The sequence below is a fragment of the Bradyrhizobium sp. WSM1253 genome (assembly GCF_000244935.1).
GTDB classification, from domain to species: Bacteria; Pseudomonadota; Alphaproteobacteria; order Rhizobiales; family Xanthobacteraceae; genus Bradyrhizobium; species Bradyrhizobium canariense.
This window is the reverse complement of record NZ_JH600073.1, coordinates 2,531,210-2,543,423: the sequence shown is the minus strand read 5'-3', so window position 1 is coordinate 2,543,423 and position 12,214 is coordinate 2,531,210. Positions and strand designations below refer to the sequence as shown.

Genomic DNA, 12,214 nt, shown 5'->3' with positions numbered 1-12,214 from the left:
ACACCTGAAGACCGATGGCCACCTCGGCCGCTGCTACCTCAAAGGCCGCGCCGGCGATGCGGCCAACGTCATCCTCTCAGCCGTCGGCCACAACTTCCGCCGCATCCTCGCCTGGCTCAGAGAACTCTTGTGCCTGTTCCTGATCCAGCTCTGGCGCACGCCCGCCTGTCCGGCCCCGCTCAATTCGGCTTCTTAACGGACGACTATCTATCGGCACGGAGTGCTCGGAGACATACCCCTCACCCTAGTGAGTGAGTGTCTACCAGCAGCGCTGTCCTCTCCCGCAAGGGGCGAGGGCGCATTCATGCGCATCTCGCTCGTTGCGAAATAGTCAGAGATCCCGCTCCCAGGTCTCGCCGATCAGATCGACACCGAAGCTGTGGTGCTTCTCTTCCTTCACGAGCTTGAAGCCTGCACTTTGATAGATGCCACGCGCGGCGACCAGGATACTTTGCGTCCACAGCGTCATCTTGCTGTAGCCCCTCTCGCGCGCACCCTGGATACATTGCTGGACCAGCGCGCGGCCGACACCGAGTCCCCGCGCTTTCTTTTCCACCTGCAACAGCCGCAGCTTGGCAATCTCGTCCGTGGCCTTGACCAGAAAGATCGAGCCGACCGGCTCGCCATCCACTTCCGCAATCCAGCAGTGCTCGCGCGCGGGGTCATAGTTTTTGATGAACTGTGCGCAGATCTCGGCGACCAGGGCCTCGTAGCTGATATCCCAGTTGTAGTCGGCCGCATAGGCGGCGGCCTGCCGGGAGATGACCCAGCCCATGTCGCCGGCGCGATGGCTGCGCAGCATGAAAGCCGCGGGCTGGCTTCGACGCTCCAGCACAGCCTCGATGGTCGCCATAGCCTGCGTGAGCCGCGTTGCATCGCTGGCCGAAAGCTGAGCCAGCATAGCGGCGACCTCATTTTGCGAGCCCAGGTTCAGCTTGGCAAAGGCCTGGCGCCCTTTGGCGGTGAGGCTGAGCTGGTATTGCCTGCGATCCGCGGGCAGGGGCCTGCGGGTGATCAGGCCCTTTTCGTCGAAGCTTTGGACTATGCGGCTGAGATAGCCGGGGTCGAGGCCAAGCTCGTTGCCGATCTCCTTGGCGGCAAGGTCGTCCCGTTGTGCGAGCTCGTAGAGCACGCGGGCCTCGCTGAGCGAGAACGGGCTCTTTCCAAGGTGCTGGTCGAGCACGCCAAGTTTGCGGGTGTAAAAGCGGTTGAAGGCGCGGACCGCTGCGATGTGGTCGTCGGTACCGTTAAATGACATGGGTCACCTTGATACTTGCCATTGTCAAACAATTATTTGACTTTGGCAAGTATCGAGAGTGTTAGCCGACCATGACGATCCGACTGCGCAGCATGATCCGCGACGAGCGGCCGAGCCGCCGCAGCAGCCGCGCCTCGGAGCGGCGGGCTTGGGGCGCGTAGCCGCCGATGCGGTCGTAGTGATCACGCGCGATCAAAAGTCCCTGATCGCCGAAGGGACCGACGAGCTTGCGCATCAGGGCCCAGAGAATATCGCGGAAGCCGGCATCGGCGTAGGGCGAGCGGGCATAGCGGAAGACGGCCGCACGATCCCGGCCGCTGGTCGAGACGGACTGGATGAACTGGGTGGTTTCCTCGATCCAGCCGGTTTCCAGCACAGCGCCCGCAGGGAGGAACATCAGCCAGGACGAACGGGCCTGGAGTGCGCCGGCGGCGAGCGCGGCGCCTTGCGTGGATCCTTCGAAGCCGATGAAACGGCAGCCCGCGACGTCGGCAACGCGCTCGATGACGCCATTGCGGGTGCCGTCGACCAGGAGCACTTCCCGGATGATGCCTGCGGCGGCACCGGGTACCAGCGCGGCCAGAGTGGCGACCGCCGTCTGCTCGACGCCTTCGGTCGGAATGATGACGCTCAGCATGATTGAGGCTTCAGTGTCCACACTTCGGGAGAAGCGTAGCTCATTATGAGGGCGTCATAAAACATGTGGCGCTGCCGAGCAACTTTCCGGCCGCGCTTCGGGTATACGATGGTAAACCGCTGCAGCTGTCGCATCCAAATGTGTCCCGTACGGGGCGGCGATATTGCCGAATGTGTCGCCCCAAGCCTGTCCTGTCCGTATTAGTCCGGAGACGAACCGCAACATTGCGAGGCGCGCCGGCCGTTCGTAAATCCTGCAAGAGGAGGATGCGATAGCGGGAGAACGGGAAAAACCGTGCAATGGTGCTGCTGACGAGGCTTTGAATGAACGCCGATCAACTTGCTGTTAACTCGCCGGCAACATCTCCCAGGCCGGACGGCGCGCCGACCTTGCGGATCCGCGCCGTGATGCTGGGTGAACGCATCAATCCCTCCGGACTCGAAATGGGCGCGACAGTCTCCTCGATGCCGGCCGCCTTCCGCGTCCATGCCGGCCTTGCGGTCATCTTCCGCTACGGCGTCGTGGTGCTGATCGGTCTCCTCCCTTCGGAGGAGAAAGTGCTGATCGACAGCCTGAAGCCCCGCGTGATCGGCGAGTTCAGCCCCTACGAGGAGGAGATCGCGCATGCGCAACTCTGCAAGGACGAAAGCGCCGAGGCTATCCAGCCGGGCGGCCCGATCTGTCTCGCCAAATTCTCCGACGACCGGCTGCTGCTGATCGCGGACGCGCTTGCCAAGAGCACTTCGCTCGCACGTGACGAGCGCCGCGTCGCCGCCGTCTTCGACGTGATCGAGCCATTTGCGCGCAAGCTCGCCGAGCAGGGCCGCACGCCGCCCCGGCGCAAGGGCATCTTGCAATTGATCGGCAATGCGCTTCTCGTCCAGCAGCGCGTCGCCGGCCGTGTTGCGGTGGCCGAGAAACCCGACGTGCTCTGGGAGAAACCCGAACTCGACCGGCTCTATGCCCGCCTTGAAGACGAGTACGAACTGAAGGAGCGCCTGGACACGCTCGAGCGCAAGCTCGCCGCCGTGTCCGCGACCGCCAACGCACTTACCGACATCATCGATACCCAGCGCTCGCTCCGCCTCGAAATCGCCGTGGTGGTGCTGATCGTGATCGAGGTCGCGATCGGGTGTTTCCAGATTTGGTCGGGGACGCATTAGAACGCGCGGGCCGCTGGATCAATTTATCCCGCGAGCGAGATGCTCGTGACTGCGCCCGCGCCCCCTTGCGGGAGAGGGCAGCCCCGCAAGGAGACACAAACTTACAGGGGTGAGGGGTATGTCTCCGCATACTCACATGCATACGTGAGCGACCAAAGAACCCCTCATCCGGCGCTTCGCGCCACCTTCTCCCGCAACGGGCGAAGGGAAGCGACGCCGACGTACGCCGTTGATCACGAGCTGACGGCCCGCAGCACCGCCGCACAATGCCGCGCGATCATCAGTTCCTCATTCGTTGGAATGACGAAGACATCGACTGCGCTATCGCCATCGTTGATGCGCTCGCGCGCCGCCTCATTCGCAGCGGCATCGATGCGCACACCGAGCCAGTCGAGACGCTCACCGATCGCGCTGCGGATTTCCCCGGCGTGTTCGCCGATGCCGCCGGTGAAGATCAGGCAGTCCAGCCCGGCAAGCGTTGTCGCCATCGCCGCCACCTCCTGCGCGGCGCGGAAGGTGAAGAGCTCGACCGCCTCCCGTGCCGCAGCTTCGCTGCTCGCAAGCAGCGTGCGCATATCCGAAGCGATGCGGGAGACGCCGAGCAGGCCCGATTCGTGATAGAGCAGGTGCTGGACATCTTCGACCGACATTTTCTCGTGCTGTTGCAGATAGAGCAGCACGCCCGGGTCGATCCTACCGCAGCGCGTGCCCATCACCAGTCCGTCGAGCGGCGTCAGTCCCACCGTGGTGTCGATGCTGCGGCCGTCGCGCACCCCGCACAGGCTCGCGCCGTTGCCGAGATGCGCGATCACAGTGCGCTTCGCCACGAGCTGTGGTGCGATTCGGGCGAGCCGTCCCGCGACATATTCGAACGAGAGGCCATGAAATCCGTAGCGCCGGACGCCGCGCTCTTCATAACCTCTCGGAATGGCGAAGCGGCTGGCGGGCGGCGCAATGCCGTGGTGGAAAGCGGTGTCGAAGCAGGCGATCTGCGTCAGGTCGGGCCTTATCGCCGTGATGGTGCGGACCGACGCCAGGCAGCGCTGCTGGTGCAGCGGCGCCAGCGGCGTCAGCGCTTCCAGCTTTGCGGTGACATCATCCGTCAGCTCGACCGGAGCGGAATAGTCCGGACCGCCATGGACGACACGATGGCCGACGGCGCGCAAGCGATAGTCGCCGAAACGATCCTCGATGAAGCCGAGCACGTCGGCGAACAGATGATCGCTGTCCGCATCCGATGCTTCCCTCCGTTTCTCGAACAGGTCCTCGCCCACGGGGCCCTTCACGACGAGCCGCGGCTTCGTCTCGTGCTCGTCGAGCAGGCCCTTGCAGAGCAGGGTGGGCTCGGCCGCCGAGATCTCGAACAGGCCGAATTTGACGCTCGACGATCCCGAGTTGAAAACGAGTACCGTGTTCGACATGGCTGCTGTCAGTCGCCTGCCTGCGCCGGCGTGTTGCCGCCGGCGCTGTTCTGCCAGACCCATTCCTGGATTTCCGGCATGTCCTCGCCGTATTCGCGCACATAGCGCGAATGCTCGATCAGCTTGTCGCGGAATTGCTGCTTCACCTGCGCCGCCTTGGTGGCCAGTCCCGGCACGCGCTCGATCGCCTCGATCGCGAGGTGATAGCGGTCGAGCTCGTTGAGCACGACCATGTCGAACGGCGTCGTCGTGGTGCCTTCCTCGGCAAAGCCGCGGACGTGCATGCCGGCGTGGTTGGTGCGGTTATAGGTCAGCCGGTGGATCAGATAGGGATAGCCGTGATAGGCGAAGATCACCGGCTTGTCGCGCGTGAACAGGCCGTCGAAGTCGCGATCGGACAAACCGTGCGGGTGCTGCTCCCTGGGTTGCAGCGTCATGAGGTCGACGACGTTGACGACGCGGATCTTCAACTCGGGCAGCGCCTTGCGCAGCAGGTCGACGGCGGCGAGTGTTTCCAGTGTCGGCACGTCGCCGGCGCAGGCCATCACGACATCGGGCTCGCCATTCGCGTCTTCCGTGCCGGCCCAGCTCCAGATACCGATGCCGGCGTCGCAATGCGTGGCCGCCTCCTGCATCGACAGCCATTGCGGCGCCGGCTGCTTGCCGGCGACGATGACGTTGACGCGGTCATAGGTGCGCAGGCAATGATCGGCGATCCACAGCAGCGTGTTGGCGTCCGGCGGGAAGTAGATGCGGACGATGTCGGCCTTCTTGTTGGCGACGAGATCGACGAAACCGGGATCCTGATGGCTGAAGCCGTTGTGGTCCTGACGCCAGACATGCGAGGTGAGCAGATAGTTGAGCGAGGCGATCGGTCGCCGCCACGGCAGATGCCGGGTCACCTTCAGCCATTTGGCGTGCTGGTTGAACATGGAATCCACGATGTGGATGAACGCCTCGTAGCAGGAGAAGAAGCCGTGCCGGCCCGTGAGCAGATAGCCCTCTAACCAGCCCTGGCAGAGATGCTCGCTCAGGACTTCCATCACGCGTCCGTCCTGGGCGAGATGCACGTCGTAAGGTTTTGTCGGCTCCATCCAGACGCGTTCCGTGGCCTCGAACACCGCATCGAGCCGGTTTGACGCGGTCTCGTCCGGACCCATGATGCGGAAGTTGCGGGCCTCGGCGTTGAGGCGGATGACGTCGCGCAGGAATTTCCCGAGCTCGCGGGTCGCCTCCGCCACGACGCCGCCCGGCTGAGTTACCTCGACGGCGAAGCTGCGGAAGTCCGGCAGCTTCAGCTCCTTCTTCAGAAGGCCGCCATTGGCGTGCGGATTGGCACCCATGCGGCGATTGCCTTCGGGCGCGAGCGCCTGGAGCTCGGCAATCAGCGCGCCGTTGGCGTCGAACAGCTTTTCCGGCTCGTAGCTGCGCATCCAGTCTTCGAGAATCTTCAGATGCGCCGGATTCTCGCGGCAGTTCGCGACCGGCACCTGATGCGCCCGCCAAAAACCTTCGACCTTCTTGCCGTCGACTTCCTTGGGGCCGGTCCAGCCCTTCGGGCTGCGCAGCACGATCATCGGCCAGCGCGGGCGTTCGATGCTCTTGCGGCCGTCGCGGGCGTGCTGCTGGATCGACCGGATGCTGGCGAACGCGACATCCAGCGCGTCCGCCATGGCCTGATGCATCGGCTTGGGATCGTCGCCCTCGACGAACAGCGGCTCGTGGCCGAGCCCGCGGAACAGATTGCGGATCTCGTCGTCGCGCATCCGCCCGAGCACGGTCGGATTGGCAATCTTGTAACCGTTGAGATGCAGGATCGGCAGCACCGCACCGTCATGGGCAGGATTGAGGAACTTGTTGGAGTGCCAGGACGCGGCGAGCGGGCCGGTCTCGGCCTCGCCGTCGCCGACGACACAGGCGACGATCAGGTCGGGATTGTCGAAGGCCGCGCCATAGGCATGCACCAGCGCGTAGCCGAGCTCGCCGCCTTCGTGGATCGAACCGGGCGTTTCCGGCGCCGCGTGACTCGGGATGCCGCCGGGGAAGGAGAACTGTCTGAACAGCTTGCGCAATCCGTCGGCATCGCGCGCGATATCGGGATAGATCTCGCTGTAGCTGCCTTCGAGATAGGTGTTGGCGACCATGCCGGGGCCGCCGTGGCCGGGACCGCAGACATAGATCACGCTCAGGTCCAGCGCGCGGATGACGCGGTTGAGATGGGCGTAAATGAAGTTCAACCCGGGCGTCGTGCCCCAATGGCCGAGCAAACGCGGCTTGATGTGCTCGGGCCGTAACGGCTCGCGCAGCAGCGGATTGTCGAGCAGGTAGATCTGCCCGACGGAGATATAGTTCGCGGCGCGCCAGTAGCGGTCGAGCAGATCGAGGTCGCTGCTCGCTGCGGCCAATTGTTGTTGATTTGTCATGTTCCTGCCGACCTTCACCCGGGATCGTCACCAACCGAGTTCCGGCGAGATCGATCCTTCGGCAGCATCAAACGGGATCGCCGTGACGCCACTGTTGCGTGAGGTCAAAAGCGGGCGCGCGAAGTTTGGGCAGCTCTACTGTGCATGGGGTTGTTTTCACGTTTTTTGTTTGTGTTCTTGATTTGTTCCTTTGGCGTGCTATCTTGGCTTCATGAGTCCAGCATCCTCTCATGCTCTCAAGCACCCGCCGGTCACGGCGCCCTCCGAGCCGGCGGGTGCGCCTTCTGACTTCCCTGAGCTGGCGGTCGCCATCGACCGCCAGCGCAGGCGAGGCCGGGGCGCGCAGTCCAACGCCAGCGGCCGGTTCGAGGCCGAGGCGCGCGTCGCATTCGACGATGGCTGGCAAAGCCTTGAAGAACTGCCTCCGTTCAAGACCACGGTCGGGATCGACACCTCGCGCAAGGTGATTACCCGCAACGATTCTCCCGACATCGGCTTCGATCGTTCGATCAATCCCTACCGCGGCTGCGAGCACGGCTGCGTTTATTGCTTCGCGCGGCCGACCCATGCCTATCTCGGCCTGTCGCCGGGGCTCGACTTCGAGTCGAAGCTGTTCGTGAAGCCCGAGGCGCCGGCGCTGCTCGAGAAGGAGCTTGCAGCGCCGGGCTACGAGCCGCGGATGATCGCGATCGGCACCAACACCGATCCCTATCAGCCGATCGAACGCGAGCGCAAAATCATGCGCGGCATTCTGGAGGTGCTGGAGCGCGCCGGCCATCCCGTCGGGATCGTCACCAAGTCGGCGCTGGTGACCCGCGACATCGACATTCTCGCGCGCATGGCCAAGCGCAACCTCGCCAAGGTCGGGATCTCCGTGACCTCGCTCGATCCGAAATTGGCGCGCACCATGGAGCCGCGGGCGTCCACGCCGCCGAAGCGGCTGGAGGCGCTGAAGCAGCTTTCCGAGGCCGGCATTCCGACCACCGTCATGGTCGCCCCCGTCATCCCCGCGCTGAACGATTCCGAGATCGAGCGCATCCTGGACGCCGCCGCTCATGCCGGCGTCAAGGAAGCCTCCTACGTGTTGCTGCGGTTGCCGCTCGAGGTGCGCGATCTCTTTCGGGAATGGCTGATGGCGAACTATCCGGACCGCTATCGCCACGTCTTCACGCTGATCCGCGACATGCGCGGCGGCCGCGACTACGACGCGAAATGGGGCGAGCGCATGAAGGGCACCGGTCCGATGGCCTGGACCATCGGCCGCCGCTTCGAGATCGCCTGCGACAGGCTCGGGCTGAACAAGCGGCGCTCCAAGCTGACGACGGATCATTTTGCCAAGCCGAAGCGGAACGGCGATCAGCTCAGCCTGTTCTGAGGGACGAAGTGGGAGAGGCGTCGTATGAGTCAGGAACTGCCAGCTCCAATCCCGCGGCTCACCGTCATCACGCTGGGCGTGAATGACATCCGCGCCAGTATTGCCTTTTACGACGCGCTCGGGTTTTCGCGCCGGCTCAAGGTGACCGGTGAGGCCGTTGCGTTCTATGACACCGGCGGTCCGGTGCTCGCGCTGTTTCCCTGGGACCAGCTCGCGGTCGACGCCAGATTGCCGGATCATCCGAGGCCATCGACGTTCCGCGGCATGACGCTCGCTTGGAACTGCCGCGCGCGTGAGGAGGTGGATGCGGTGCTGGCTTTCGCCATCGGCAAGGGAGCCGCGCTGCTGAAGGCCGCGCATGAGACCGATTACGGCGGCTATTCCGGCTATTTCGCCGATCCTGATGGCCATCCATGGGAAGTCGTGGTCGCACCCGGCATCGACGTCGGCGAGGACCGGCGGGTGCATCTGGCGGAATAGGGCGGCTGACTTGAATCTTGAATAGCGGGAATTGTCCGAGGTTCCCGGTTGCGCAGGCCGTGCCGCTTGCGCACGATCCCGCCATGATTCGGGATCAGCCCGCCAAGAAGCCGGCCAAAGGTGCGCCCAAGAAGGCTGCGCCTGAAAACAAGAAAGCTGCGCCCAAAAAAATCGCCAAGGCGCTGGCCGGCACAAAGAGCGCCATCATCGTCGCCCCAAGCTTCCGCCGCGAGCGCGCGCTGATGAAGCGCGGCGTCTGGCCGGTGGCGGGCTGCGATGAGGCCGGCCGCGGGCCGCTGGCGGGTCCTGTGGTGGCGGCGGCGGTGATTCTCGATCCCGACCGCATCCCGCGCGGCATCGATGATTCCAAGCGCCTGACGGCCGAGGAGCGCGAAAGACTGTTCGACAAGATCTGCGCGACCGCCCAGGTCTCGGTGGCCGTCGCCTCGCGCGCCCGCATCGACCGCGACAACATCCTGCGCGCCTCGCTGTGGGCGCTGAAGCGCGCCGTGGTGGCGCTGCCCGAGCAGCCCCGGCACGTCTTCGTAGACGGCCGCGACCGGCTCGACACGGAATGCGATTGCGAGGCCGTGATCGGCGGCGACGGCATCGTCCTGTCGATCGCAGCGGCCTCGATCATCGCCAAGGTGACGCGGGACCGCCTGATGTGCGCGTTGGCTCAGGACTGTCCCGGCTACGGTTTCGAGCAGCACAAGGGCTACGCTGTGCCCGAGCACCTCGACGCGCTCAACCGCCTCGGTCCCACCGTCCACCATCGCAGCTTCTTCGCCCCCGTCGCCGCCGCCCGCGCCAAGCACATGCCCTGGACGGTCGAGCCGGCACAGGATCTGTTTGCGGTGACCGAGATCGAGCTGCAGGTGGACACGAGCCTGGAAGTCGACGCGTCGGCAAATCTCTAGACGAGACTCGGTTGCCACGACGCGCCGCGCCCTCTATCAAAATAGTCGTGAGCGAATAGGGCCGGCTTCACGGGTTGGCTGCATCTTTCGGACGTTGCATGCGGTTTACCTCCCTGGTCATCGAGCTCATTCGCGCGCGGCCGCGGCTGATCGTCTGGATCGCCGTGCTGCTCCAGGCCGCGATGTGGCTGCTCGTGGCGCTGGTGTTTTATCGCAGCCCGCCCGGCAGCCTCGCGACCCTGCTGGCGTTCGGCCGCGAATACCAGGTCGGCACTGATTTGGGTCCGCCCTTGCCGGTCTGGCTCGCCGACATCGCCTATCGCGCCGCCGGCGGCCACGTGTTCGGCGTCTACGTCCTGGCGGAGCTCTGTGGGGTCGCGACCTTCATCGCGCTCTATCATCTGTCCCGCGCGGTGGTCGGCCCCCAGCAGGCAGTGCTGGCCGTGCTGCTGACCATGACGCTGCTGGCCTTCTCCTCGCCCGCACTCGACTTCGGCCCCCTGGTGCTGGCGCGGCCGCTCTGGGCGCTGCTGCTGCTGCATTCCTGGCAGATCATCGGACAGCGCCGCGGCAATGCCTGGTTCGCCTGGTCGATCGAGGCGGGCCTCTTGCTGCTGACGACGCCGGCTGCGATCTTCTTCTTGCTGCTGATCGTCGTCTTCGCGCTCGCAAGCGCGGACGGCCGCCGCACGCTGCGCGCATTCGACCCACTGTTTGCGCTGGTGGTCGTCGCCGTGCTGGCATTGCCCTATGCCGTCTGGCTGATGCGCGCCGAGGTGCTCGTCCTGCCGGCCTTGCCTGAGGTCGCCCAGCTCAATGCCCGCGCCCTGCACGCGGCCTGGCTGCTCGGGGGGCTCCTGCTCGGTGCGGCGGCGATCCCGGCGCTGACGGTCCTCAACACCGGCCTGTTCGTTCCCAAGAGCGAGGAGGCGCCGATCATCTACCGCCCACCGGTCGAGCCGCTCGCGCGCAACTTCGTCTATTTCTTCGCGCTGGCGCCGCCACTCGGCGCGGTGCTGATCTCCGGCCTGCTGGGCCTCGACGCCGTCGTCGGCGGCGCCGGCGTCGTGCTGGTGTTGTCGGGGCTTGCCGTGGTCGTGGGGGCCGGCGATCTCATCGCGATGCGCCGCGCGAGGATGCTGCGGATGGTCTGGGCGGCCGCCGTCGTCGCGCCCGCACTCGGCGTCGTGCTCGCCGTCCTGCTCCTGCCGTGGACCGGTGCCAACGAGATCGCGACCTCGATGCCGGCGCGCGCGATTTCGGACTTCTTCGACGAGAGCTTTGCCCGTCGCACCAATCATCGCCTGCGCGCGGTCGCCGGCGAGACCCAGCTTGCGAGCCTGATCACGCTGCATTCCGGCCGGCCGCATCTCTTCATCGATGCCGAGCCTGCGCGGACGCCTTGGATCAATCAGGCCAAGTTCAGCGAGACCGGCGGCGTCGTGGTCTGGCGCGCCTCTGATACCGGCGGCACTCCGCCGCCGGACATCCTCGCGCGCTTTCCCGGCATCGTCCCGGAAGTCCCGCGCGCCTTCGAATGGCTGGTGACCGGACGCCAGCAACTGCTGCGCATCGGCTGGGCCATCGTGCGGCCGAAGGGGACTTAGTCGCTCGCCCTTTCCCTCGTCATTGCGAGGAGCGCTTGCGACGACGCAATCCAGAGTCCGCGGAAAGATTCTGGATTGCCTCGCTGCGCTCGCAATGACGGGGAAGGGTCGTACGGCTCCTCACGCCCCCGCCAGCGCCTTCGCGATCGCGCGCAGATCCTGCCAGGCCAGCCGCTTGTACGACGGCGAGCGCAACAGATAGGCGGGGTGGAAGGTCGGCAGCGCGCGGATGGTGCGCGCGCCCGTCTCGTAGTCGAACCAGCGGCCGCGGGTGCGCATGATGCCTTCGCGGGTCGACAGCAGCGTCTGCGTCGAGGGATTGCCGAGCGTCACCAGCACATCCGGATTCACCAGCTCGATCTGGCGCTGGATGAACGGCAGGCAGATTTGCGTCTCCTGCGGCGTCGGCGTGCGGTTGCCGGGCGGCCGCCAGGGGATCACGTTGGCAATGTACGCGGTGGTGCGGTTGAGGCCTATGGCTCCTATCATCAAATCGAGCAGCTTGCCGCTGCGCCCGACGAAGGGAAGCCCCTCGATGTCCTCGTCGCGGCCCGGTGCCTCGCCGACGAACATGATGCGCGCCTGCGGATTACCGTCGGCGAAAACCAACCGTGTCGCTGTGTGCTTCAGCGCGCAGCCGTCGAAGCCCTGCATCAGCTCGCGCAGCGCCTCCAAGGTCGGCGCGGTGCGTGCGGCCTCGCGCGCCGAGGCGATCGCGATGTCGGGTGCGGGCGCAGCCTCGCCGCGCAACACCGCCGGCGCGGCGGCCGGCCGTGGCGCCTCGAGCGGAGGTGGGGCGCGCGGGGCCGCAGGTGGAGCATCCAATTCCGCCAGGCGGTCGATCGGTTCCTCTGCGAGCGTGCAATCGACTCCGGCCTCCAGATAGAAGGCGAGAAGCTCTCGGACCGTGGGTGCGGGTTCTGGGATCAT

At 65.5% G+C, this 12,214-nt stretch carries 10 protein-coding genes and 1 pseudogene; 6 read left to right on the top strand and 5 right to left on the bottom strand.

Annotation, left to right across the window (positions count from 1 at the left end; translation table 11 throughout):
- Window positions 1–196: pseudogene (locus BRA1253DRAFT_RS43545) on the top strand (IS5/IS1182 family transposase); the annotation flags it as partial.
- Window positions 197–331: 135 nt separating this feature from the next.
- Here the strand turns inward: BRA1253DRAFT_RS43545 and BRA1253DRAFT_RS13630 are convergent.
- Window positions 332–1,258 carry a helix-turn-helix domain-containing GNAT family N-acetyltransferase gene (locus tag BRA1253DRAFT_RS13630; RefSeq protein WP_007594986.1) on the bottom strand — a complete coding sequence of 309 codons (927 nt, stop codon included), beginning with the start codon at window positions 1,256–1,258 and terminating at the stop codon, window positions 332–334.
- A 61-nt stretch (window positions 1,259–1,319) separates the two neighbouring features.
- On the bottom strand, window positions 1,320–1,895 hold the full coding sequence (locus BRA1253DRAFT_RS13625; RefSeq protein ID WP_007594985.1) for a hypothetical protein: 576 nt from the start codon (window positions 1,893–1,895) through the stop codon (window positions 1,320–1,322).
- Between the two features lie 323 nt (window positions 1,896–2,218).
- Between BRA1253DRAFT_RS13625 and BRA1253DRAFT_RS13620 the strand changes: the two genes are divergently transcribed.
- Window positions 2,219–3,058: an RMD1 family protein gene (locus BRA1253DRAFT_RS13620; protein ID WP_007594984.1), complete on the top strand. Its 840-nt coding sequence runs from the start codon at window positions 2,219–2,221 to the stop codon at window positions 3,056–3,058.
- 233 nt (window positions 3,059–3,291) lie between these two features.
- Here BRA1253DRAFT_RS13620 and BRA1253DRAFT_RS13615 read toward each other — a convergent pair whose 3' ends face one another.
- Window positions 3,292–4,479, bottom strand: a complete 1,188-nt coding sequence (locus BRA1253DRAFT_RS13615; RefSeq protein WP_007594983.1) for an acetate/propionate family kinase — start codon at window positions 4,477–4,479, stop codon at window positions 3,292–3,294.
- A gap of 8 nt (window positions 4,480–4,487) precedes the next feature.
- The gene (locus BRA1253DRAFT_RS13610) at window positions 4,488–6,902 is read right to left on the bottom strand and encodes a phosphoketolase (RefSeq protein WP_007594982.1); all 2,415 of its coding nucleotides are present in this window, start codon (window positions 6,900–6,902) and stop codon (window positions 4,488–4,490) included.
- A gap of 211 nt (window positions 6,903–7,113) precedes the next feature.
- On the opposite strand from BRA1253DRAFT_RS13610, the gene BRA1253DRAFT_RS13605 reads away from it, so the two are divergent.
- The 4 genes from BRA1253DRAFT_RS13605 (at window position 7,114) to BRA1253DRAFT_RS13590 (ending at window position 11,284) form a co-directional block, all read left to right on the top strand.
- Complete coding sequence (locus tag BRA1253DRAFT_RS13605) at window positions 7,114–8,277, top strand: PA0069 family radical SAM protein (RefSeq protein ID WP_007594981.1); 1,164 nt, start codon at window positions 7,114–7,116, stop codon at window positions 8,275–8,277.
- Between the two features lie 24 nt (window positions 8,278–8,301).
- Window positions 8,302–8,757, top strand: a complete 456-nt coding sequence (locus BRA1253DRAFT_RS13600) for a VOC family protein (protein ID WP_007594979.1) — start codon at window positions 8,302–8,304, stop codon at window positions 8,755–8,757.
- 83 nt (window positions 8,758–8,840) lie between these two features.
- Entirely contained in the window at window positions 8,841–9,677 is an 837-nt protein-coding gene (locus tag BRA1253DRAFT_RS13595; RefSeq protein ID WP_007594978.1) for a ribonuclease HII, read from the top strand.
- A 98-nt stretch (window positions 9,678–9,775) separates the two neighbouring features.
- Entirely contained in the window at window positions 9,776–11,284 is a 1,509-nt protein-coding gene (locus tag BRA1253DRAFT_RS13590; RefSeq protein WP_007594977.1) for a glycosyltransferase family 39 protein, read from the top strand.
- Between the two features lie 120 nt (window positions 11,285–11,404).
- On the opposite strand, the gene BRA1253DRAFT_RS13585 is transcribed toward BRA1253DRAFT_RS13590, so the two are convergent.
- Window positions 11,405–12,214 (bottom strand): uracil-DNA glycosylase family protein, encoded by an 810-nt coding sequence (locus BRA1253DRAFT_RS13585; RefSeq protein WP_007594976.1) that lies wholly within the window; start codon window positions 12,212–12,214, stop codon window positions 11,405–11,407.